We start from the raw sequence: 21,540 nt of genomic DNA on the forward strand, positions 1-21,540 counted from the left end.
GAAAAAGGCGGCCCAGGGCCGCCTTTTTTGCATCCGCCAAGGTGCTCAGAAGTCGTCCTCGACCTCACCGTCCTTGACCTTGAACTCGCGGCTCTGCAGGTAGGCGTTGCGGATGAAGATGTACTTGTCGCCGCTGACCAGGCGCTCGGCCTGCAGCAGGCTGGCACGGGTGTCGATGACTTCCACACCACGGGTCACGTTGCGGGTCGGCACGTGGTCCATATACGGATAGGGCGTCAGGAAGCTGTCCGGAACGCGGCCGGTGGCATCACGCACGGTGCTCGGGCCGAGGAACGGGATCACCAGGTAGGGCCCGCTCTCCACGCCCCAGGCGCCGAGGGTCTGGCCGAAGTCTTCGTCGTTCTTCTGCAGCCCCATGTGCTTGGCCACATCGAAGAAGCCCAGCAGACCGAAGGTGGTGTTGAACAACAGACGACCGGTATCGACCCCGGCATCGTGGAACTTGCCCTGCAGCAGGTTGTTGGCCAGGTTGCCGACATCGCCGATATTGCCGAAGACATTGTGCACGCCGTCCTCGAGGAACTGCGGCGTCACGGCCTGGTAGCCCTGTGCGACCGGCTTCAGCGCGTAGGTGTCGAGTGTGTCGTTGAAGCTGAACATGGCACGGTTGAAGCCCTCCCAGGGGTCATCCTCCGACGCCGCCTGACTCAGCACAGGCAAGCAGCTCAGGCCAACGAGCGCGACCAGACTACCCAGGCGCGCGATCCAGCGAGTACCGGTCACATGCATTGAATTCTCTCCTTGAGGAAAATAACGTGGCCACCGCCAGCGGCCCGAAGGCCGCGTAGTATAAAGCCAGTAGCCCGCCTTGGGCAGCATAGCGAACAATTGCCATGACCGATAAGACACTGCTGCATACCGCCCACATCCCCGTACGCTGGGGCGACATGGACAGCTACGGACACGTCAACAACATCATCTACATGCAATACCTAGAGGAAGCCCGCGTCGCCTGGCTCGAACTGGCGGGCGTGCCCATGAGCAACGTGCCCCAGGGCCCGGTCGTGCTGCAGACCCAGCACACCTACCTGAAACCCGTGGTCCACCCGGCGACCGTGATCGTCGAGCTGCGCGCCGGCAAGGCTGGCCGCAGCAGCCTGGTGGTCGAGCATCGCCTGAGCACACTGGACGACCCCGAGACGCTGTACGGTGAAGGTTACTGCAAGCTGGTGTGGGTCGATCACGCCGGAGGCCGCTCCGTTGCCCTGCCAGAACACGTGCGTGCGCTGTTCGCTGTCACCTGACGGTCATCTTTTGGTCATCCCGCGTCAGTAGATTGAGTGGGGCCACTGCCACGGACGCTGCCATGCCCTCCTCCCCGACCGCCCTCCTCTTCGAGCTATCCGGCTGCCTGGTCGACTTCGGCGCGCGCACGCTGCCCGTCGCCCTGCAACGGCTCTACCCCGAATGCAGCACGACGACGCCTGTCGACACCCCTCAGCAGGCACTGGAGGCTTCGCTGGGGCGCGCCGCGACGCCAGCGCAGCTGCAGGCCCTGCGGGAGACGCTCAGCGAGGTGGCCGGCGAACACACCGAACTGGCGCCAGGCGCCGAACGCCTGCTCAATGACCTGGCCGACGGTGGCGTGCCTTGCGCCTGGCTCGACAGGCTGCCGAGCGATGCCAGCCTGCGCCTGGCCGAGGCGCTGCCGGACTCGGTGCTGGCAGCCCTGCCGCAGCAGGCCAGAGCCTGGCCGGCCCCCGACAGCTGCTGGCAAGCGTTGACCCAGCTGGGGGTCGAGCGCCTGGACGGCTGCATCCTGGTCAGCGGCAACCCGCTGCTGCTGCAGGCCGGGCTGAACGCCGGTTGCTGGACCATCGGCCTGGCCGCCTGCGGCCCCTTGTGCGGGCATGCCCCGGCCGACTGGCAGGCGCTGGCCGGCAACGAGCAGGAGCGCCTGCGTGCCGAAGCCACGCTGCGACTCTATCGCCTGGGCGCTCATTCGGTGGTCGATCACCTGGGCGAAATCGCCGCCAGCCTGGACGACATCGGCATGCGCCGCAGCAAGGGCGAAAGACCCTGAGCGGTTGATCCGGATCAGGCAAAAGCGCTGCGCTTGGAGTACCCTTCAGGTACAGGCGGAAAACTTCCAGCATGGCCTGGGGTCAATGCCTATGCCGATTCGACAAGGAGAACTCTATGCCAGCAAGCGACCTGCAGCAGCAACTGGACGCCCTACAGCAACACCTGGCCCAGGACACGCCGCTCAGTGAGGAAGAACGGGCATCGCTTTACCTGCTGACCCAGGAAATCGAGGTGCAACTGGCGCGCGAGGCCGCGGCTGCACCGGATGCGACGCTGGTCGATGGCGTCAACCTGGCAGTGGAGCGTTTCGAGGCCAGCCACCCCACGCTCGCCGGTACCCTGCGCAACATCATGCAAAGCCTGGCCAACATGGGCATCTGAACAGCCTGCGCCGGATGACACCGGCGCCTCCAGCAGAAAATGCCGCCCGAGGGCGGCATTTTTCATCGCATCACTGGCGCGCGAGACGACCGTTATCGCTAGTGATCGCCGCCGTGCTGCGGTAAGGATTGATGTCCAGTCCCCCACGGCGCACGTAGCGCGCATAGACGGTCAGCAACTGCGGGTTCAGCAGGCGCTGCAGGTCGAGGAAGATGCGTTCCACGCACTGTTCGTGGAAGTCGGCGTGCTGACGGAAGCTCACCAGATAGGCCAGCAGGCTGGCAGGATCCAGCGCCGCGCCCTGGTAGTGCACCACCAGGCTGCCCCAGTCCGGCTGACCGGTGACCGGGCAGTTGGATTTGAGCAGGTGGCTGTGCAGGCAGGCCTCCTCCAACCGTCCGGCGTCACAACGCAGCAGCTCCGGCTGCGGGTGATCGTACTGGCTGACGCTGATTTCCAGGTCGTCGATGCACTGGCCCGGCAACGTCGCCACGCCCTCCTCCGCCACTTCCGCCAGCGAACGCAGACGCACGGCCACCGGCTTGCCGGCCACCGCAGACAGATCACTGGCCAGGGTTGCCTGCACCTCGTCCCAACTGGCGAACATCGTCTGGTTCAGCGAGTTGAGATAGAGCTTGAATGACTTCGACTCGATGATGTTCGGCGAATCGGCCGGGATGGCGAATTCGGCGATGGCCACCACCGGCTTGCCGGACGGCAGCAGCCAGGACAGCTCATAGCAGTTCCAGTAATCCACGCCCTGATACGGCAGGTTGGCGCCATCCAGGCCCAGCTCGGCCCACTTGGTCGTGCGCGAGATGGGAAACAGCAGTTCGGGGCTGTATTCGGCGATGTACTGGCTGGACTTGCCCAGCGGAGAGTGTTCGGCGGGGTGCTGCATGGTGCGAAATCCGGAATGGCGGGAACCGGGCGAGTTTAATGACTTGAGCAGCGCTTGTCCTGAGCCGTTGCGCAAGGTACACCGGTCGTGGGCACGCAGCCGCGCAGGTGCGCGGCCGCTGGTGCCCCGTCACGGCTCAGCAGTCGCTGGCTGCCAGGAAGATCGCCGCCAGCGCCTCGACCCCGGCCTGATCGACCTCGCTGAAACGCCCGAGCGACGGGCTGTCCAGGTCCAGCACCCCGATCAGTCGGGCATCCTTCACCAGCGGCACGACCAGCTCGCTGTTCGAGGCGCTGTCGCAGGCGATATGCCCGGCGAAGGCATGCACGTCTTCGATGCGCTGCGTCTGCCGGCTGGCAGCAGCGGCGCCACAGACGCCACGGCCGAAGGGGATGCGCACGCAGGCAACCTTGCCCTGGAACGGCCCGAGCACCAGTTCGCCGTCCTTGACCAGGTAGAAACCCGCCCAGTTCAGGTCCGCCAGTTCATGGAAGAGGAAGGCGGAGAACTGCGCGGCATTGGCGATGAAATCCCGCTCGCCGCTGAGCAGCGCCTCCAGCTGTGCGCTCAGCAAGCGGTAGCCATCGAGACCGGAGCCGGTTTGCGACAGATCGATCATGCTTGCTGCTCCAGCAGTTGCAGGCCGACCCAGTGACGGGCGAACTGATAAGCGCAACGGCCGTTGCGGTTACCGCGCCCCAGCGCCCAGCGAATGGCGGCTTTTTCCAGCGCCTCGTCCCAGTTCCAGCGCAGGCCGACCTGGCGCGCCTGTACCTCGACCCAATGACGCACGACGATCAGGAAGTGCTCCTGGCTGAAGGGATAGAACGACAGCCACAGACCGAAGCGGTCGGACAGCGCGATCTTGTCCTCGACGGCCTCGCTGGGGTGCAGCTCGCCATCGACCATCTTCCAGTTCTCGTTGTCGCTCTGCCGCTCGGGCACCAGATGGCGGCGGTTGGAGGTGGCGTACAGCAGTACATTGTCCGGCGCCTGCTCCAGCGAGCCGTCGAGCACGCTCTTGAGCACCCGGTAGTCGCCCTCGCCCGCCTCGAACGAGAGGTCGTCGCAGAACAGCACGAAACGCTGCGACTGCCCTGCCAGCAACTCCACCACCCGTGGCAGATCGGCCAGGTGGTCGCGCTCGATCTCGATCAGGCGCAGGCCTGCCGCAGCGTGCTCGGCGAGCAGGGCGCGCACCAGCGATGACTTGCCCGTCCCCCGCGCCCCCCACAGCAGTGCGTGGTTGGCCGGCAGGCCGCTGACGAACTGACGAGTGTTGCGCGCCAGCTGCTCGCGCTGGACATCCACCCCCAGCAGATCGCTCAGCGACAGGTCCAGGCACACGTCCAGCGGCTGCAGGAAACCACTGCGGCCATCACGCACCCAGCGCGCCGCCACGCAGTGGCTCCAGTCCACGTGCGGGCGTACCGCCGGCAGCAAGGGTTCAAGGCGTTCCAGCACCTGCTCGGCACGGGCCAGAAAGTCCAGCAATCGGGAATCCACGATCGACTACTCCTTTTGCGCAGAACCGCACGTTGCAGGCTCTGCCGATACAGCGTCGCGATCAGCTATGCTTGGCATGCGCCAAGGATCAGAGACACGCACATATTCATGGATATTTCGCTCACCAATCGCCTGTCATTCAAACAGGCCGGCCTGACCGTGCTGGTGGCGTTTATCCTCGGCACGCTGTTGAGCGTCACCCAGGTGGCGATCGATTATGCCAGCGAAGACGCCTCCATCAACCGAGAGATTCGCGCCCTGCTGGAAATCAGCCACAACCCGGCAGCGCGCATCGCCTACAACATCGACGCGGAACTGGCCCAGGAGCTGGTGCTCGGCCTGTTGCGCTCGCCAGCGGTTACCCGCGCCGAGCTGATCGACAACAGCGGCCTGGTGCTGGCCAGCGTCAGCCGGCCGCGCAGCGAGAGCCGCTACAGGGTATTCAGCGACAGCCTGTTCAGCGCCGAGCGCGAATTCCAGGACCCGCTCTTCGTCTCCCATGCGCCCCATGAGGCGCTGGGCATTCTGCGCCTGGAGGTCGACACCTATGCCTTCGGCAGCCACTTTCTGCGGCGCTCCCTGCTGACCCTGCTGACCGGTTTCGCCCGCAGCCTGCTGCTGTCGCTGATCCTGCTGGTGCTGTTCTACTTCATGCTGACCAAGCCGCTGACCGGCGTGATCCGCGCGCTCAGCGAGCGCAACCCGCAGGACCCGCAGCATCGTCCGGTGCCCTGCCCGGAAGGCCACGAGCGCGATGAGATCGGCATTCTGGTGGAGGTCACCAACCGCCAGCTGTCGAGCATCGCCCAGGAAATCGAGCAGCGGCGCAACGCCGAGGATCGCCTGACCCAGTACCTGAACGAGCTGGAGAACATCGTTTCGGCGCGCACGGCCGAACTCAAGGCCACCAATGCCCGCCTCAGCCAGTCCAACCGCGAACTCGAGGTAGCCCGCACCACGGCGCTGAACATGGCACAGGCGCGTTCGGCCTTCCTGGCCAACATGAGCCACGAGATTCGCACGCCGCTCAACGGCCTGCTGGGCATGCTCGCCCTGGCGCTGGACGGCCCGCTCAGTGCCGAACAACGCCAGCAGCTGGGCATCGCCCATGACTCCGGCAAGGTGCTGGTCGACCTGCTCAACGATATCCTCGACCTGTCCAAGTTCGAGGCCGGGCAACTCGAACTGGAGTCCATCCCGTTCGATATCGGCGCCCTGGCCGAAGAAACCGCCAGCCTGCTGTCGCAGAACGCGGCAGGTGCCGTCGAGCTGACCTGCCTGATCGACCCCGCGCTGCCGGCGCAGGTGCTGGGTGACCCGACCCGGGTGCGCCAGATCGTCAGCAACCTGCTGTCCAATGCGTTGAAGTTCACCCGCTTCGGCCGCGTCGACCTGGCGCTGACGCGCTGCCCCGAGGGGATCTGCATCCGTGTGCGCGATACCGGCATCGGCATCTCCGAGGAAGCCCAGGCGCGCATCTTCCAGCCTTTCGCCCAGGCCGAGGTGGGCATCACCCGCGAATATGGCGGCACCGGTCTCGGCCTGGCGCTGACCCGCCGCCTCTGCGAGGCCATGCATGGCCAGCTGAGCCTCGACTCCAAGGAAGGCTTCGGCAGCGAGTTCCGCGCCGAACTGCCGCTGCCCACGCATGCGCAGGCCAACCCGCAGCCGCTGCTGCAAGGCAACATCGTCGCGCTGACCGCCGCCAGCAGCGGCCTGCAGCAGATGCTCAGCCAATGGCTGCCCGCCTGGGGCCTGGGCTTCCGCCGCCTGGATACCGATGCCAGCCTGCTCGGCGTCGACGCCGACCTGCTGATCAGCGACTGCCCGGAGTGCCTGCTCGGCATTCGCCCGGCCATCAGCACACCGGTGCTGCTGGTGACGGCCTATGGCAACTTCCTGCCGCACGATCAGGCGCAGCGTCTCATGCCCCTGCTGCAGATCGCCCGCCCGCTGTCCCGCAGTGGCCTGATCCAGGTGCTGCGGCACATTCTGCAGAGCGAAGACGGCGACGTGCATGACGACGCCCAGGCCAAGCCGACCCGTTCGAGTTCGGCCCGCGTGCTGCTGGTCGAGGACAACCCGGTGAACCAGATGGTGGCCAAGGGCATGCTGAGTAAGCTCGGCTACCAGGTACTGATCGCCGGCCACGGCGCCGAGGCCCTAGACGTGCTGGAGCAGGAGTCCGTCGACCTGGTCCTGATGGACTGCAACATGCCGGTGATGGATGGCTACGAAGCCAGCCGACGCATTCGCAGCAATGGTCGCTGGCCGGAACTGCCGATCGTGGCCCTGACCGCCAATGCGCTGTCCGACGAGCGCGAACGCTGTCGCGCCGCCGGCATGAACGATTACCTGGCCAAGCCCTTCCAGCGCGAGGAGCTGGCAAACATGCTCAACACCTGGCTGCCGGAGAGCGTCAGCCGTTGAGCCTGGCCAGCAGCTGGTCCAGGTTGCGCCGCAGCCCCTCCATCTCCAGCAGCTCCTGATCGGCGAACTGGCACAGCAGCTGTGCCTTCAATGGCGGAACCTGCGCGCGCAAGCCCTGCCCCGCCTCGCTCAGTGCCAGATGCACCTCACGTTCGTCGCTTGCCGAGCGCCGCCGCAGCACCAGGCCCATCTGCTCCAGGCGCTTGAGCAGCGGCGTGAGGGTCCCCGAATCCAGCTGCAGGCGCTGGCCGAGCGCCTTGAGCGTGGGCTGCACCGGCGCCTGGTCCTGCCATTGCCACAGCACCAGCATCACCAGGTACTGCGGGTAGGTCAGGCCAAGCGCGTCGAGCATCGGCTTGTAGGCACGAATGACCGCGCGTGACGCCGCGTACAGCTTGAAACACAGCTGGTTGTCCAGCTGCAGTTGCGCGCTATCGGACGCACTCATTTCAACAACGCTTCGATCTCGCTGCCCAGCTCTTCCGGCTTGGTGGTCGGGGCAAAACGCTTGACCACCTGGCCATCCTCACCAATCAGGAACTTGGTGAAGTTCCATTTGATGCCCTGGCTGCCGAGCAGGCCCGGCGCACGCTTCTTCAACTGCACGAACAGCGGATGCGCAGCGCTGCCATTGACGTCGACCTTCTTGAACAGCGGGAAGCTGACACCGAAGTTCAGCTCGCAGAACTCGGAGATCGCCCCTTCGTCACCCGGCTCCTGCTTGCCGAACTGGTTGCAGGGGAAGCCAAGCACCACCAGCCCCTTGTCCTTGTACTGCTGCCAGATGCTTTCCAGGCCCTTGTACTGGGGAGTGAAGCCGCACTTGCTGGCTGTGTTGACCACCAGCACGGCCTTGCCGCCGAAGTCCGCCAGGGTTTTCTGCTCGCCCTTGATGGTGGTGACCGGAATATCGAAAAGCGCATTGCTCATGGGAATCGTCCTGAATGGATGAGAGTGGCGAACAAAATAGCGAGCAATTAAATTGCATGCAATTTAATACCCACAAAAATAAGGCGCATGGATAGCGCCTCATTGCCTGGCCGCAGCGTTACACCAAGGTTGCGCCCAGCGCCTGCACCAGCCTGGCGAGTTGCGGCGCTTCGCCCTGGAGGCGTACGCGCAGCCCGTCGATCTCGCGGCGCATGGGGTAATGCTTGCGCAGGTGGTCGAATGCCGCGCGGCGCGTGGCGGCCTCACCCACGAGGCTGCGGCGAAAATCGGCGTCGTCGCGCCGTGGGTCGTACACCGCCCGGCACAGGCTGGTCAACAGCCAGCCGGGCTCGGCGCTGGCGTCGATGCACAGCTCACCCAGCCAGGGCGGCGGCAGCAGATCGGCCAGGCTCACCTGCTCGGCCACGCCGAGAACGCGGCAGCAGGCCTGATAGATCTGCGCCGTACCGCGCAGCTTGCCGTCCAGGCTGTAGCCGGCGATATGCGGCGTCGCCAGCTGGCACAGCGCGGCCAGTTCGACATCGACCTGCGGCTCACCCTCCCACACATCCAGCACGGCCTGAAGATCACGCCGCACCGGCAACAGCTCGCGCAGGGCGGCGTTGTCCACGACCGCGCCGCGACTGGCGTTGATCAGCCAGGTGCCAGGCTGCAATGCGGCCAGGCGCCGGGCATCGAACAGGTGGCGTGTCGAAGCGTCCAGCGGCGTATGCAGGCTGATCACGTCGCACGCCTCGATGATCCGCTGCAGATCGACGAACGCGCCGCCCTCGGCAGCCTGTCGCGGCGGATCGCAGACCAGCACCTGCCAGCCCAGCGCCTGCAGCACATCGACCAGGCGCCCGCCAACCTGCCCCGCGCCCACCACGCCGTAGACCCGCGTGGCCGGGTCGGCCCCCTCGCGCTCGGCCAGGGCGAGGATGCTGCCCAGCACGTAATCGACCACGCCACGGGCATTGCAGCCCGGCGCACTGCTCCAGGCGACGCCCGCCTCGGCGAAGTAGTCGAGGTCCAGATGATCGGTGCCGATGGTGCAGGTGCCGACGAAACGGACCTTGCTGCCTTCGAGCAGGGCGCGGTCGACCTGGGTCACCGAGCGCACCAGCAGCAGGTCGGCATCGCGCACGTCCGCCGCATTGATCGCACGTCCGGGCAGGCGGCGGATACGGCCGAAACCGGCAAAGAATTCATCGAGCAGGGGAATGTTTTCGTCAGCGACTATCAGCATGCAAGGCTCCGTTGTTCGCTGCAGATTCTACTCAGCGCAAAGAAAAAAGGCTGCGCCTGACGCAGCCGGCTCAGGCCACAACCGGCAACTCGGCGCCACGGCCTGTGGCCACCTCGGCGCAGATGGCCGCATACAGCGCCATCCACTGTTCGGAACGCCCACCACCCTCACGCAGAAACACACCGATCTGCACCGAGCCGTCCTGGCACAGACCATCCTCGGCGCCGAGAATGCGCAGCGCGCTTCGGTTGACGCTGTATTCCAGCATGAAGGAGATGCCCATGCCCGCTTCGACTGCAGAACAGATGGCACCGAGGTTGGCGCTGCTGAGCACCACGCGCCAGGAGATACCACTGGCATCGAGCTGAGCCAGCGCGGGAGCCTGCCAGAAACAGCCCTTGCCGAATGCGATCACTGGCGCATCCTGCCCCGAGGGCATCCTGAAGCCATGCGCGGCGACCCAGACCAGGCGCTCGTTCCAGCTGAACGCAGGAAGCGCATCGACCTGCTGCCTGTCGGCGATGACCATGTCCAACCTGGCCTCGCGCAACATCCGCGACAGCGCCTGGCTATCATCGATGACGATTTCCAGCTGCACATGCGGATGGTGGCTGGTGAAACGCTCCAGCACCCTGGACAACGCGCCGATGGCGATATCTTCCAGCATGCCGATACGAATGGTCTCCACCTGGCCGCTGGGTTGCAGTGCACGTCTGGCGTCTTCGCCGAGGCTCAGGATCTTGGTGGCATAGGGCAACAACGTCTCCCCTGCCTCGGTCATCGCCACCGCTCTGGGCGAGCGTTCCAGCAGCTTCACGCCCAGATCGTCCTCGAGCCGTTTCACCTGAAGGCTGAGCGCAGCTTGCGTTCGATGCAGCAACTTCGCCGCCCGACTGAAGGACCCCGTGCGGGTGATGGTGACGAAGGCTCGCAGCAGGTCGTTGTCCAGATCGCTATTCACGCAGCGGCATCCATTGAAAGCCGTTGAAACAGCCGGCGACTGTATCACGAAGCCCCGTCCTGGCTGCAGCTCCGGCGCGGCGAACGCCTGCGGGCCATCCACGATAAGCGGCGCTAATCGTGGCATAACGATAACTTGATCGCGTTGCCCGCAGACGCTGGGTACTTTCTCCGGGTCTCGACCCACCAGGCCCCATGAACCTCATCACGTCCCCGTGCCGAGAACAGGTGCCACGACTCCGGAACGCCGATGCAAGACCTCACCGAAGCAACCCCGTCGAACCCGACCCAACCTCGCCACAGCACCTCGCCACGCCTCAGGAACGGTGTCGTCGCGGCTATCCTGTTCTGCCTGATCTCGATGCTCAGCATCCAGCTGGGGGCCTCGCTGTCACTGGATGTGATGGAGCGCTTCGGCAGCTACACCACGACCTGGGTGCGACTCTGTTTCGCTGCTGCGATCCTCTATCTGATCGTTCGCCCGAAGCTGCTGAGCTTCAACCGCCAGCAATGGACCGGTGCACTCCTGCTCGGCGCCGCCATGGCGCTGATGACGACCTCCATTTTCCAGGCGATCCGCAGCGCACCGCTCGGCCTGGTGGTCGCGATCAATTTTCTCGGCCCCATCTGCATCGCCCTGGCCGGGGTTTCCGGCTACCGCGCCTATCTGTGGCCGGCACTGTCGCTCGTCGGCGTCGTGCTGATCGCTTACGACGGCACGAGCTGGGTCACCGACGCCCGTGGCCTGCTGTTCTCCCTCGGTGCCGCTCTCGGCTGGGGCGGCTACATCCTGCTGATGAAGCGCGTAGGCAGCCAGTTCAGCGGCTTGCAGGGCCTGTCGGTGTCCCTGCTCGCAGCTGCGGCGATCATGACACCGATCGGGCTCGCGCAGGCGACTCAGCTGCATGACCCGCAGCTGTATATCCAGGGCGCCGGCCTCGCCCTCCTGGTACCACTATTGCCCTACGTGCTCGAGATGCAGGCACTGCGCAAACTGAGCACGGCGGTGTTCGGCCTGCTGATGAGCCTCGAGCCGGCAGTCGCGACACTCCTTGGTTTCGTGGTCCTGTCGCAGACCCTGTCAGCCCTGCAGGTGATTGGCGTGGGCTGCGTGGTGGCAGCTTCTGCCGGGGTACTGAAAGGCAAGTGACTGCAATGCATCAGGCTCGCCTGCGCGCCTTTCCTGACCGACACGTCAAGGCGTAGACTACGCGGTTTCCTGCCTTCCCGAAGAACCGAAATGTCCACCGACACCCGCCTTGGCCGCGTGCGCACGGAACTGTGCAGCCTGCTCCTGCTGGCCACCCCCATCATCATCGCCCAGCTGGCGCACACCGCCATGGGCTTCGTCGATACGCTGATGGCCGGGCGCGTCAGCCCGCAGGACCTGGCCGCCGTGGCGCTGGGCAACTCGATCTGGGTACCGGTGTTCCTGCTGATGACCGGCGTGCTCCTGGCGACCACACCCAAGGTCGCACAGCGTTTCGGCGCGGGCGAAGAACCGAGCATCGGCCCGCTGGTACGCCAGGCCCTGTGGCTGGCCCTGGCCGTGGGCGGCAGCGCGGCGACGCTGCTGTGGAATGCCGAGTTCATCCTGCGCCACATGAATGTCGAGCCGGCCCTGGTCACCCCGGCCATGGGCTATCTGCGGGCCGTGGCCTGCGGCTTTCCTGCGGTCGCGCTGTTCCATGTGCTGCGCTGCTTCAGCGACGGCCTGGGCCACACGCGACCGACCATGGTGCTGGGCATCATCGGCCTGATGCTGAACATTCCGGCCAACTACATCTTCATCTACGGCAAGTTCGGTTTGCCGGCCATGGGCGGTGTCGGCTGCGGCTGGGCCACGGCGCTGGTGATGGGCTTCATGCTGATCGGCATGCTGGTCTGGGTGAAATGGGCGCCCTACTACCGCGCAAGCGGGCTGTTCGCTCATTTCGAGTGGCCGCAATGGGCCGTGATCCGCCGCCTGCTGGCCATCGGCGTGCCGATTGGCGTGGCCGTCTTCGCCGAATCCAGCATCTTCGCGGTGATCGCCCTGCTGATCGGCGGCCTCGGCGCGACCGTGGTCGCCGGGCACCAGATCGCCCTGAACTTCAGCTCCATGGTGTTCATGATTCCCTACTCGCTGGCCATGGCCTCCACGGTGCGCGTCGGTCAGGCACTGGGGCGCGGGCAGCCGCGCGAGGCGCGCTTCGCGGCCGGTGTGAGCATGGGCGCCGCGCTGGGCTACGCCTGCCTGTCGGCCAGCCTGATGCTGTTGCTGCGCGAGCAGATCGCGCAGATCTATACCCCGGACAAGGCGGTGATCGCGGTGGCGGCGACGCTGATCGTGTATTCCGCGCTGTTCCAGTTCTCCGATGCCATCCAGGTCACCGCTGCCGGCGCCCTGCGTGGCTATCAGGACACCCGCATCACCATGCTGCTGACACTCTTCGCCTACTGGGGCATCGGCCTGCCGGTGGGCTACGCCCTGGGGCTGTCCGACTGGCTCGGCGAACCCAGCGGCCCCAGCGGCCTGTGGCAGGGCCTGGTGGTCGGCCTGACCTGCGCGGCGGTGATGCTCGCCATTCGCCTGGCGCGCAGCGCACGCAGGCGCATTCGTCACGCGGCCTGAACGAGGGCGATTGGATAGCCGGGGGATCGGCTCTAGACTGAGCCCATGACACGACTCGTCCTGTTCCTCGGCCTCCTGCTGCTGGCCGGCTGCCAACCGGGCAACGACGGGCTGGCACTGCAGCGCGACTACCTCGAGCGCCTGCAGCGCTCGCTCGACGGCGCGGACTTCGCGCCCTTCGACACGCGCACGCTCAGCCAGTATCGCCTGCCCGCGCGACGCCAGCGCCTGCTGGAGCTGCCGGAACTGCGCATCGGCCTGCTCGACCTGGTGATCGATGCGCGGCGCTGCCCGCACCTGCAGCAACTCATCAGCCAGCGCAACAGCAGCCTGGGCAAGCAGCTCCTGCCCAGCCAGCGCCTGGGTTACGAGGGCGACCTGCTACGCGCCATCGACGACTGCCTGCCGCACCTGCCGGACAGCGCCAGCCTGAAAGGCACCCTGCAGCGCCTGGCCGCAGAGAAACGCCGGCAACTGCCCGCCGTGTTCTGGAACGCACTCAATGGCAGCCCGGAGTTCGAGCACTACCTGCGCTTCGCCGACCAGGCATTGCCGCTCGGCAGCCAGGAAGACAACGCCGCCCTCGACGCCCTGCAGCGCCTGGCCAGCCTCGGCGCGGCCCTGCCCCACCAGCTGCCGCCGGGCAGCGACACCCTGGACCCGCTGTTCTTCGCGCTCTACGCCAGCGAGCAAGGCGGCCAGCTGATCACCAGCCTGGCCAGCCTGCGCCACACCCTCGACGCCGGCAGTGAACTGCTGGAGCAGCGCCAGCGCACGCGCCCCCTGTGCCCGCTGGGCAAGGCGACGCCACGCGGGCGCATCCTGCAGAACATCTTCGTCAAGTTCTACGCCGGCGGCCTGCAGCCTTATCTGGCCCAGGTCGACCAGCGTGGCCAGCAGTGGCAGGCGGCGCTGCACCACTTGCAGCGCGTCGAGGGCATTCCACTGGCCACCCGCGAGCACCTGCAGCGACTGGCTGGCGAACAGGATGGCTTGTGGCAGGCGTTTCGCGCCGCCACGGCGCGTCACGTCAAGGCCTGGCAGACCGTGCTGAACAGCTGCGGCCTGGCGCCGGGGCAAACGGGATGGAAAGGCGCCGGGCGCGACGCCGAATCCTGGGCTGGCTAGTCCGTCTTCTTGCGGATCCAGTACAGGTAAGTACCGTCTTCCTCGGCCTGGCCGAGCAGCTCATGGCCCAGGAACACGCAGAACTTGGGAATGTCACGCCGGGTCGAGGGATCGGTGGCGATCACCTTGAGCAGGCCGCCCGGCGACAGGTCGCGCACCTTGTTGTGCAGCATCATCACCGGCTCGGGGCAGTTCAGGCCACTGGCGTCGAGCAGGTCATCGTGATTGAGGGTCAGGGCTTCGGACATAGGGGGCTCCACAGGCAGGCGCGCATTGTCGCGCAAAGCTGACCTCCAGGTCACCCTGCGCGCACAACCTTGGATGGGCGGCGCACGCCCGCCAACTGCGGCAGAGTGCCTGCGCTCCGGCGTGTCAGGGATGGCCCGCACGCGCGCTCCGGGAGGACTCCGGAACGGCGCGGGAGTCCGGGCCGGGCCCCTGTGGCCCGAGCCCGGTTCATCCCCTCACTTGCCGTGGCGGCGCAGATGACAGGTCACTTCCTCACGGTCGTGGTAGAGCTGCTTGCAGCCGATACTGACCTTCATGCCCCGCTCCGCCAGCCCCGACGCGATGCGCTCGAGCAAGCGCCGCACCTCGGCATAGCGCTGCTTCATCGGCAGCTTGAGGTTGACCACCGCCTCGCGGCACAGCCCCTCGCCCAGCCAGGTCTCGATCATCGAGGCGGTGCGCGCCGGCTTCTCGACGATATCGCAGACCATCCAGTGCACCGGATGGCGTGGGCGGAAGGTAAAGCCGTCGGCCCGCTGGTGCACCACGAACCCCGAATACATCAGGCTTTCGGCCATCGGTCCGTTGTCCACGGCGGTCACGCGGATTTCCCGGTTGACCAGCTGCCAGGTCCAGCCACCGGGCGCAGCGCCCAGGTCCACGGCGGTCATGCCCGGCGCCAGGCGCTGGTCCCACTGTTCACGCGGGATGAAGTGATGCCAGGCCTCCTCCAGCTTGAGCGTGGAACGGCTCGGCGCCTCGCGCGGGAACTTGAGACGCGGAATGCCCATCGGCCACATCGCCAGGTTGTCCGCCTCGGCGATGCCGGCGAACACCTCGCGGCCGCTCTTGAAGGTCAGCAGCAGGCGCGGTTTCTTCGCGTCCTCCACCAGCCTGCCGGCCTTGAGCAGCGCCTTGCGCAGCGGGGCCTCGAACTTCTTGCAGAAGGTGGAGACTTCCTTGCCCTCGTTGGTGTCGAGCACCTCCAGCCACAGGCTGCCGCACACCGGATAGTCGGCCAGTGCCTCCAGCAGCACACTGATGCGCTCGCTCTCCGGCAGCTCGACGAAGCGCCCACGCGCCCACTGCCGCGGGAAGATCAACTGGTTGAAACGCACGCTGCGCATCAGGCGCTCGCAATCGGCAGCATCGTTGCAGACGAACTCGGCGCACGCGCTGCCAGGCTTGGCCTTGGAGTAGCCGGGCACGTCCAGACGAGCCGCGAGGTCGCTGATCTCGGCGCAGACCTCGCCCTCGAAACCGGGGCGGCAATGCAGAAACAGGGTATTCATCAAAGCGTCTCCTTGAGCCGCGCATGATACCTGAGGCGGGAACCTGGGGCCTGCAAACCTGTCCAGCTACTGTGTAGCCATCATCGTTTGAACCGGCTACGACTTGCTCGCAAACCACGCACATTCAAGGATACGGCTCGCAAGACTCGTCAGGCAGGACTAGCTTGAGAGTCTGCCGCCATCAGACATAGCCCGAACCGTGCGGGCCCAAGGAGACGTGCAATGCCCTCCCTCGATAGCCTGAACTGCCGCCGCGAACTGAAGATCGGCGACACCACCTACCACTATTTCAGCCTGCCCGAGGCGGCCCGCCGCCTTGGTGACATCCAGCGCCTGCCCAAGTCGCTCAAGGTGCTGCTGGAAAACCTGCTGCGCAATGAAGACGGCCAGACCGTGAGCGCAGAAGACCTGCAGGCCATGGTCGACTGGCTCGACCAGCGCGCCTCGGACCGCGAGATACAGTACCGCCCGGCACGGGTCCTGATGCAGGATTTCACCGGCGTCCCGGCGGTGGTCGACCTGGCCGCCATGCGCGACGCCATGGCCAGGGCCGGCGGCGATCCGCAGCGCATCAACCCGCTGTCGCCGGTGGACCTGGTCATCGACCACTCGGTGATGGTCGACCGCTACGCCTCCTCCAGTGCCTTCCACGACAACGTCGAGCTGGAAATGCAGCGCAACGGTGAACGCTATGCCTTTCTGCGCTGGGGCCAGCACGCCTTCGACAACTTCAGCGTGGTACCGCCAGGCACCGGTATCTGCCACCAGGTCAACCTCGAATACCTGGCACGCACGGTGTGGACGAAGAGCGAGGACGGCGCCACCCTCGCCTACCCCGACACCCTGGTCGGCACCGACTCGCACACCACCATGATCAATGGCCTCGGCGTGCTCGGCTGGGGGGTTGGCGGCATCGAGGCGGAAGCAGCCATGCTCGGCCAGCCGGTGTCGATGCTGATCCCCGAGGTCATCGGCTTCAAGCTCAGCGGCAAGCTCAAGGAAGGCATCACCGCCACTGACCTGGTGCTCACAGTGACGCAGATGCTGCGCAAGAAAGGCGTGGTGGGCAAATTCGTCGAGTTCTACGGCGACGGCCTGGCCGAGCTGCCACTGGCCGATCGCGCCACCATCGCCAACATGGCACCGGAATACGGCGCCACCTGCGGCTTCTTCCCGGTGGATGACATCACCCTCGGCTACCTGCGCCTGTCCGGCCGCCCGGAAGCGAGCGTGCAACTGGTCGAGGCTTACAGCAAGGCCCAGGGCCTGTGGCGTGAAGCCGGGGCAGAACCGCTGTTCAGCGACAGCCTGAGCCTGGACATGGGCAGCGTCGAAGCCAGCCTGGCCGGGCCCAAGCGTCCGCAGGACCGCGTCGCGCTGGGCCAGGTCAGCCAGGCCTTCGACGACTTCGTCGGCCTGCAGCTGAAACCGGCGGCCAGGGAAGAAGGCCGCATGCTCAACGAAGGCGGCGGCGGTACGGCCGTCGGCGGCGACCAGCAGAGCGGCGGGATCGATTACCAGGACGACGGCCATACCCACCGCCTGCAGGATGGCGCCGTGGTGATCGCCGCCATCACCTCCTGCACCAACACCTCCAACCCCAGCGTGATGATGGCGGCCGGTCTGCTGGCCAAGAAGGCCGTGGAACGGGGCCTGCAACGCCAGCCCTGGGTCAAGAGCTCCCTCGCCCCTGGCTCCAAGGTGGTCACCGAGTACTTCGCGGCCGCCGGCCTGACCCCCCACCTGGAAAAACTCGGCTTCGACCTGGTGGGCTACGGCTGCACCACCTGCATCGGCAACTCCGGCCCGCTGCGCGAGCCCATCGAGAAAGCCATCGCCAAGGCCGACCTGACCGTGGCCTCGGTGCTCTCCGGCAACCGCAACTTCGAGGGCCGCGTGCATCCGCTGGTGAAGACCAACTGGCTGGCCTCGCCACCCCTGGTGGTTGCCTATGCCCTGGCCGGCAGCGTGCGCATCGATCTCACCCAGGACGCGCTTGGTACCGGCAAGGACGGCCAGCCGGTCTACCTCAAGGACATCTGGCCGAGCCAGGCGGAAATCGCCGACGCCATCGCCAAGGTCGACACCGCGATGTTCCGCAAGGAGTATGCCGAGGTCTTCGCCGGCGACGCGAAGTGGCAGGCGATCAGCGTGCCCGAGGCCGACACCTACGCCTGGCAGACGGACTCCACCTACATCCAGCACCCGCCGTTCTTCGAGAACATCGCCGGCGATCCCCCGCGCATCACTGACATCCGCGATGCGCGCATCCTCGCCCTGCTGGGTGACTCGGTGACCACCGACCACATCTCGCCGGCCGGCAACATCAAGGCCGACAGCCCGGCCGGACGCTACCTGCGCGACAATGGCGTGGCCCAGGCCGACTTCAACTCCTATGGCTCGCGCCGTGGCAACCATGAGGTGATGATGCGCGGCACCTTCGCCAACATCCGCATCCGCAACGAAATGCTCGGCGGCGAGGAAGGCGGCAACACCCTGCACATCCCCAGCGGTGAAAAGCTGGCGATCTACGACGCCGCCATGCGCTACCAGAGCGAAGGCACGCCGCTGCTGATCGTCGCCGGCAAGGAGTACGGCACCGGCTCCAGCCGCGACTGGGCAGCCAAGGGCACCAACCTGCTGGGCGTCAAGGCCGTGATCGCCGAGAGCTTCGAGCGCATCCACCGCTCCAACCTGGTGGGCATGGGCGTGCTGCCGTTGCAGTTCAAGCCCGGCACCGATCGCAACACCCTCGCACTGACGGGCCAGGAGACGCTGGCCATCGAAGGCCTCGAAGGCGTGGAACTGCGCCCGCAGATGCCCCTGACCCTGATCGTCAGCCGCAAGGACGGCCAGCAGGAACGGGTCGAAGTGCTGTGCCGCATCGATACGCTCAATGAGGTCGAGTACTTCAAGGCCGGTGGCATCCTGCACTACGTGCTGCGCCAGATGATCGCCAACTGACGCAAATGCCCTGCTGCTTCCTGCGGCAGGGCGCCTATTCTTCGTTGGGCCAGGGACGGCCGCCATCGCGACAGAAATGTGACGCCATTCAAAAAGCGTTACACTCGCAAAAAACGGATTCAGCCCTCAACTTCGCCACTTGCCGGCCGATGACAGGGCATTACAACGACGGATACCTGCCATGCGTAACAACCAACCGGTCACCCAGCGCGAACGCACCTTCCCTGCGCAGCAGCGTCTGATCTCCACTACCGATCTCAAGGGCCAGATCACCTACTGCAACGACGCCTTCGTCGAGATCAGTGGCTTCACCCGCGAAGAACTGCAACGTGCGCCGCACAACATCGTGCGCCACCCGGACGTTCCGCCGGCCGTGTTCGATCACATGTGGACGACCCTCAAGAGTGGCCGCCCGTGGATGGGTATCGTCAAGAACCGCTGCAAGAGCGGTGACTTCTACTGGGTCAACGCCTACGTCACCCCGATCACCGAGAACAACCAGGTGGTCGGCTACGAGTCCGTCCGCGTCAAGCCCAGCGCCGAGCAGGTACGCCGCGCAGAGGCGCTCTACGCACGGGTCAACGCCGGCAAGTCGGCCGTCCCGGCGAGCAATCAGTGGGTGCCCATCGTCCAGGCGTGGATGCCGTTCATCCTGGTCAGCCAGATCGGTTTTCTCATCGGCCACTGGATGGGCAGCAACTGGGGCTTCATCCTCGCCGCCCTGCTCTCCGTACCGCTGGGCCTGGCCGGCATCGCCTGGCAGACCCGCGGCATCAAGCGCCTGCTGCGCATCGCCGAGCAGAGCACCTCCGACCCGCTGATCGCGCAGATGTACACCGACAGCCGTGGCGCCGAAGCACGCCTGGAAATGGCCATGCTCAGCCAGGGTGCACGCCTGAAGACCTGCCTCACCCGGCTGCAGGACACCGCCGAGCACCTGACCCAGCAGGCGCGCGAAGCCGACAAGCTGGCCCACAACAGCTCGGCCGGCCTCGAGCGTCAGCGCAGCGAAACCGAACTGGTCGCCACCGCCGTCAACGAGATGGCCGCCACCACCCTGGAAGTGGCCAGCAATGTCGCCCGCACCGCCATCGCCACCCAGGAGGCCAATCGCCTGACCAGCGAAGGCCGCGGCATCGCCGAGGAAACCCGCGAAGCGATCCAGCGCCTGTCGCAGTCGGTGGGCGATACCGGCGAGACCGTCACCCGCCTGGCCCAGGACAGCAATGAAATCGGCGGCGTGGTCGATGTGATCAAGGGCATCGCCGACCAGACCAACCTGCTGGCCCTCAACGCGGCCATCGAAGCGGCCCGCGCCGGCGAGATGGGGCGTGGTTTCGCCGTGGTGGCGGATGAAGTCCGGTCGCTGGCGCAACGCACCGCCGAATCCACCGAGCAGATCCACACGCTGATCGCCAAACTGCAGCGCACCGCCGAAGAAGCGGTGATGACCATGGAGATCGGCCGCAAGCAGGCCGACGAAGGCGTCGAACGCGTGCTGAAGGCCGACCAGGCGCTGTCCGGCATCAGCGACTCGGTCGCCAACATCGCCGACATGGCCAACCAGATCGCTGCCGCCGCAGAAGAACAGAGCGCCGTGGCCGACGAGATCAATCGCAACATCACCACCATCGCCCAACTGGCCGACCAGACGGCTGGCGAGGCGCAGAGCACGGCCAAGCTCAGCCAGGCCCTGACCGGCACCGCCCAGGGCCAGTACGCGCTGGTCGAGCGCTTCAACCGCTGATTCCGCCCCGGCGCAGTGGCTCAGCCGCTGCGCCGGGTTGCGCACCTGCGCGGTTCCAGGCGCACAGTACGTCCAGCAACGCCCAACCCGAGACCTTCCCCATGAGCTTTGTAACGAAGCGACGAATTCTCTTCGGCGACTGCGACCCGGCCGGCATCGTCTACACGCCACGCATCAGCTACTTCGTCATCGAAGCGGTGCACGACTTCCTGGCTCACGCCCTTGGCGGGCCGGCCATACGCGAAATTTTCGCGATGGGCATTCTGCCTCCCGCCCGCGCGCTCTCGATCGAGTTCCTGGCGCCCATGGCCTGGGACGAGGTCATCGACATCGAGGTGCGCAGCGGCGATCTCACCACCAGCTCGTTCTCCTTCTGCGTCGAGGCCCGCAATGCCACGCACGACGTCACCTTCCGCGCCACCCTCACGCAGGTAGCCGTGTCCCCCGAGAGCAAGCGTCCCATCCCGTTGCCCCAGGCGCTGCGTGACGCCCTGAGCGCGACCTGACGCCCCACGGCGCCCCGACGCGCACCTGCATGCGGCGTTTCTGCAGTACCCAGGCGCCGGGCAGCCGTGCAATCATCCGGCACAACGCAGTGCACGCGAAGGGAATGATGAGGCATGAAACGGATAGCCGTTTTCGGCAAGCCAGGTGGCGGCAAGTCCACGCTGGGCAGGAAACTGGCACAGGCCAAGGGCCTCGAGCTGTTCCCCCTGGACCTGATGGCCTACCGAGCCGACGGAACCAAAGTGTCGAACGAGGAATACGACGCGGCGCACCGCGCCATTCTGGACCGGGACGGCTGGATCATCGAAGGTCTGGGCACGCTGGAGTCCTTCTGGCAACGGCTGGAATCCGCAGACACGCTCATCTACGTCGACCTGCCGTACTGGCAGCACTACTGGTTCACCTGCAAGCGACTGCTGCAGAGCGCATGGGTGAGACCGGAAGGCTGGCCGCAGGGCAGCTCCGTGCTGAAAGGCACCCTGGCGAGCTGGAGATACCTGCGCCTGTCGCCACGCTTCTGGACCAGCGCCTTGCTCGCCAGGATCGAGGCAAGCGCCGCCGGCAAGGCGCTCTACCACTTGCAGTCGACCGCAGATATCGACGCCTTCGTCAACGCGCACAGGGTGCGCCGCTGAACACGCGCCAACCGATCAACGG

At 66.1% G+C, this 21,540-nt stretch carries 21 protein-coding genes; 11 read left to right on the forward strand and 10 right to left on the reverse strand.

Going from position 1 to position 21,540, the window contains the following annotated elements:
- Positions 1 to 45 precede the first annotated feature (45 nt).
- Complete coding sequence (locus FIV02_RS14680; RefSeq protein ID WP_152489040.1) at positions 46 to 750, reverse strand: VacJ family lipoprotein; 705 nt, start codon at positions 748 to 750, stop codon at positions 46 to 48.
- Between the two features lie 104 nt (positions 751 to 854).
- Between FIV02_RS14680 and FIV02_RS14685 the strand changes: the two genes are divergently transcribed.
- From FIV02_RS14685 to FIV02_RS14695, 3 genes are all read left to right on the forward strand, one after another.
- The gene (locus FIV02_RS14685) at positions 855 to 1,265 is read left to right on the forward strand and encodes a thioesterase family protein (RefSeq protein WP_152489041.1); all 411 of its coding nucleotides are present in this window, start codon (positions 855 to 857) and stop codon (positions 1,263 to 1,265) included.
- A gap of 62 nt (positions 1,266 to 1,327) precedes the next feature.
- On the forward strand, positions 1,328 to 2,044 hold the full coding sequence (locus FIV02_RS14690; RefSeq protein ID WP_152489042.1) for an HAD family phosphatase: 717 nt from the start codon (positions 1,328 to 1,330) through the stop codon (positions 2,042 to 2,044).
- A 116-nt stretch (positions 2,045 to 2,160) separates the two neighbouring features.
- The gene (locus tag FIV02_RS14695) at positions 2,161 to 2,427 is read left to right on the forward strand and encodes a DUF4404 family protein (RefSeq protein ID WP_047591445.1); all 267 of its coding nucleotides are present in this window, start codon (positions 2,161 to 2,163) and stop codon (positions 2,425 to 2,427) included.
- 70 nt (positions 2,428 to 2,497) lie between these two features.
- Here FIV02_RS14695 and queF read toward each other — a convergent pair whose 3' ends face one another.
- From queF to FIV02_RS14710, 3 genes are all read right to left on the reverse strand, one after another.
- A complete protein-coding gene (gene queF, locus FIV02_RS14700; RefSeq protein WP_152489043.1) occupies positions 2,498 to 3,328 on the reverse strand; it encodes an NADPH-dependent 7-cyano-7-deazaguanine reductase QueF in 831 nt (276 codons plus the stop codon).
- 136 nt (positions 3,329 to 3,464) lie between these two features.
- A complete protein-coding gene (locus FIV02_RS14705) occupies positions 3,465 to 3,947 on the reverse strand; it encodes a GAF domain-containing protein (protein WP_152489044.1) in 483 nt (160 codons plus the stop codon).
- Complete coding sequence (locus FIV02_RS14710) at positions 3,944 to 4,834, reverse strand: ATP-binding protein (protein ID WP_037050673.1); 891 nt, start codon at positions 4,832 to 4,834, stop codon at positions 3,944 to 3,946. The genes FIV02_RS14705 and FIV02_RS14710 overlap by 4 nt, the downstream gene beginning before the upstream one ends.
- A gap of 108 nt (positions 4,835 to 4,942) precedes the next feature.
- Here FIV02_RS14710 and FIV02_RS14715 point away from each other — a divergent pair, with 108 nt between their 5' ends.
- Positions 4,943 to 7,264, forward strand: coding sequence for a response regulator (locus FIV02_RS14715; RefSeq protein WP_152489045.1), 2,322 nt, complete (start codon positions 4,943 to 4,945; stop codon positions 7,262 to 7,264).
- Here the strand turns inward: FIV02_RS14715 and FIV02_RS14720 are convergent.
- The 4 genes from FIV02_RS14720 to FIV02_RS14735 all read right to left on the reverse strand — a co-directional run bounded on the left by FIV02_RS14720 (position 7,254) and on the right by FIV02_RS14735 (position 10,404).
- Complete coding sequence (locus FIV02_RS14720) at positions 7,254 to 7,712, reverse strand: MarR family winged helix-turn-helix transcriptional regulator (protein WP_152489046.1); 459 nt, start codon at positions 7,710 to 7,712, stop codon at positions 7,254 to 7,256. The genes FIV02_RS14715 and FIV02_RS14720 overlap by 11 nt on opposite strands.
- Positions 7,709 to 8,194, reverse strand: a complete 486-nt coding sequence (locus FIV02_RS14725) for a glutathione peroxidase (RefSeq protein WP_152489047.1) — start codon at positions 8,192 to 8,194, stop codon at positions 7,709 to 7,711. The genes FIV02_RS14720 and FIV02_RS14725 overlap by 4 nt, the downstream gene beginning before the upstream one ends.
- A 118-nt stretch (positions 8,195 to 8,312) precedes the next feature.
- Positions 8,313 to 9,443, reverse strand: coding sequence for a 4-phosphoerythronate dehydrogenase PdxB (gene pdxB, locus FIV02_RS14730; RefSeq protein WP_152489048.1), 1,131 nt, complete (start codon positions 9,441 to 9,443; stop codon positions 8,313 to 8,315).
- 70 nt (positions 9,444 to 9,513) lie between these two features.
- The gene (locus FIV02_RS14735; protein ID WP_172979162.1) at positions 9,514 to 10,404 is read right to left on the reverse strand and encodes a LysR family transcriptional regulator; all 891 of its coding nucleotides are present in this window, start codon (positions 10,402 to 10,404) and stop codon (positions 9,514 to 9,516) included.
- Between the two features lie 249 nt (positions 10,405 to 10,653).
- Here FIV02_RS14735 and FIV02_RS14740 point away from each other — a divergent pair, with 249 nt between their 5' ends.
- The 3 genes from FIV02_RS14740 (at position 10,654) to FIV02_RS14750 (ending at position 14,145) form a co-directional block, all read left to right on the forward strand.
- Positions 10,654 to 11,553 carry a DMT family transporter gene (locus tag FIV02_RS14740; RefSeq protein ID WP_152489050.1) on the forward strand — a complete coding sequence of 300 codons (900 nt, stop codon included), beginning with the start codon at positions 10,654 to 10,656 and terminating at the stop codon, positions 11,551 to 11,553.
- 90 nt (positions 11,554 to 11,643) lie between these two features.
- Complete coding sequence (locus FIV02_RS14745) at positions 11,644 to 13,017, forward strand: MATE family efflux transporter (RefSeq protein WP_152489051.1); 1,374 nt, start codon at positions 11,644 to 11,646, stop codon at positions 13,015 to 13,017.
- A gap of 45 nt (positions 13,018 to 13,062) precedes the next feature.
- Positions 13,063 to 14,145, forward strand: coding sequence for a DUF3080 domain-containing protein (locus FIV02_RS14750; protein WP_152489052.1), 1,083 nt, complete (start codon positions 13,063 to 13,065; stop codon positions 14,143 to 14,145).
- Here the strand turns inward: FIV02_RS14750 and tusA are convergent.
- Together tusA and rlmM are read right to left on the reverse strand one after the other, a co-directional pair.
- Positions 14,142 to 14,393 carry a sulfurtransferase TusA gene (tusA, locus tag FIV02_RS14755; RefSeq protein ID WP_037050659.1) on the reverse strand — a complete coding sequence of 84 codons (252 nt, stop codon included), beginning with the start codon at positions 14,391 to 14,393 and terminating at the stop codon, positions 14,142 to 14,144. The genes FIV02_RS14750 and tusA overlap by 4 nt on opposite strands.
- Before the next feature lie 216 nt (positions 14,394 to 14,609).
- Positions 14,610 to 15,665 carry a 23S rRNA (cytidine(2498)-2'-O)-methyltransferase RlmM gene (gene rlmM, locus FIV02_RS14760; RefSeq protein ID WP_037050655.1) on the reverse strand — a complete coding sequence of 352 codons (1,056 nt, stop codon included), beginning with the start codon at positions 15,663 to 15,665 and terminating at the stop codon, positions 14,610 to 14,612.
- Between the two features lie 222 nt (positions 15,666 to 15,887).
- Here rlmM and acnA point away from each other — a divergent pair, with 222 nt between their 5' ends.
- The 4 genes from acnA (at position 15,888) to FIV02_RS14780 (ending at position 21,518) form a co-directional block, all read left to right on the forward strand.
- Complete coding sequence (gene acnA, locus FIV02_RS14765; RefSeq protein ID WP_152489053.1) at positions 15,888 to 18,629, forward strand: aconitate hydratase AcnA; 2,742 nt, start codon at positions 15,888 to 15,890, stop codon at positions 18,627 to 18,629.
- 181 nt (positions 18,630 to 18,810) lie between these two features.
- Positions 18,811 to 20,376 carry a PAS domain-containing methyl-accepting chemotaxis protein gene (locus FIV02_RS14770; protein WP_152489054.1) on the forward strand — a complete coding sequence of 522 codons (1,566 nt, stop codon included), beginning with the start codon at positions 18,811 to 18,813 and terminating at the stop codon, positions 20,374 to 20,376.
- A gap of 101 nt (positions 20,377 to 20,477) precedes the next feature.
- Complete coding sequence (locus FIV02_RS14775; protein WP_152489055.1) at positions 20,478 to 20,882, forward strand: thioesterase family protein; 405 nt, start codon at positions 20,478 to 20,480, stop codon at positions 20,880 to 20,882.
- A 114-nt stretch (positions 20,883 to 20,996) separates the two neighbouring features.
- Positions 20,997 to 21,518 (forward strand): adenylate kinase, encoded by a 522-nt coding sequence (locus tag FIV02_RS14780; protein WP_152489056.1) that lies wholly within the window; start codon positions 20,997 to 20,999, stop codon positions 21,516 to 21,518.
- The last annotated feature ends 22 nt before the right edge of the window (positions 21,519 to 21,540 follow it).

The sequence above is a fragment of the Pseudomonas sp. THAF187a genome (assembly GCF_009363395.1).
GTDB classification, from domain to species: domain Bacteria; phylum Pseudomonadota; class Gammaproteobacteria; order Pseudomonadales; family Pseudomonadaceae; genus Aquipseudomonas; species Aquipseudomonas khazarica.

Coding starts and splice junctions, on each gene's coding strand:
- FIV02_RS14680 (WP_152489040.1), bottom strand. CDS start 750: ATGCATGTGACCGGTACTCGCTGGATCGCGCGCCTGGGTAGTCTGGTC.
- FIV02_RS14685 (WP_152489041.1), top strand. CDS start 855: ATGACCGATAAGACACTGCTGCATACCGCCCACATCCCCGTACGCTGG.
- FIV02_RS14690 (WP_152489042.1), top strand. CDS start 1,328: ATGCCCTCCTCCCCGACCGCCCTCCTCTTCGAGCTATCCGGCTGCCTG.
- FIV02_RS14695 (WP_047591445.1), top strand. CDS start 2,161: ATGCCAGCAAGCGACCTGCAGCAGCAACTGGACGCCCTACAGCAACAC.
- queF (WP_152489043.1), bottom strand. CDS start 3,328: ATGCAGCACCCCGCCGAACACTCTCCGCTGGGCAAGTCCAGCCAGTAC.
- FIV02_RS14705 (WP_152489044.1), bottom strand. CDS start 3,947: ATGATCGATCTGTCGCAAACCGGCTCCGGTCTCGATGGCTACCGCTTG.
- FIV02_RS14715 (WP_152489045.1), top strand. CDS start 4,943: ATGGATATTTCGCTCACCAATCGCCTGTCATTCAAACAGGCCGGCCTG.
- FIV02_RS14720 (WP_152489046.1), bottom strand. CDS start 7,712: ATGAGTGCGTCCGATAGCGCGCAACTGCAGCTGGACAACCAGCTGTGT.
- FIV02_RS14725 (WP_152489047.1), bottom strand. CDS start 8,194: ATGAGCAATGCGCTTTTCGATATTCCGGTCACCACCATCAAGGGCGAG.
- pdxB (WP_152489048.1), bottom strand. CDS start 9,443: ATGCTGATAGTCGCTGACGAAAACATTCCCCTGCTCGATGAATTCTTT.
- FIV02_RS14740 (WP_152489050.1), top strand. CDS start 10,654: ATGCAAGACCTCACCGAAGCAACCCCGTCGAACCCGACCCAACCTCGC.
- FIV02_RS14745 (WP_152489051.1), top strand. CDS start 11,644: ATGTCCACCGACACCCGCCTTGGCCGCGTGCGCACGGAACTGTGCAGC.
- FIV02_RS14750 (WP_152489052.1), top strand. CDS start 13,063: ATGACACGACTCGTCCTGTTCCTCGGCCTCCTGCTGCTGGCCGGCTGC.
- tusA (WP_037050659.1), bottom strand. CDS start 14,393: ATGTCCGAAGCCCTGACCCTCAATCACGATGACCTGCTCGACGCCAGT.
- rlmM (WP_037050655.1), bottom strand. CDS start 15,665: ATGAATACCCTGTTTCTGCATTGCCGCCCCGGTTTCGAGGGCGAGGTC.
- acnA (WP_152489053.1), top strand. CDS start 15,888: ATGCCCTCCCTCGATAGCCTGAACTGCCGCCGCGAACTGAAGATCGGC.
- FIV02_RS14770 (WP_152489054.1), top strand. CDS start 18,811: ATGCGTAACAACCAACCGGTCACCCAGCGCGAACGCACCTTCCCTGCG.
- FIV02_RS14775 (WP_152489055.1), top strand. CDS start 20,478: ATGAGCTTTGTAACGAAGCGACGAATTCTCTTCGGCGACTGCGACCCG.
- FIV02_RS14780 (WP_152489056.1), top strand. CDS start 20,997: ATGAAACGGATAGCCGTTTTCGGCAAGCCAGGTGGCGGCAAGTCCACG.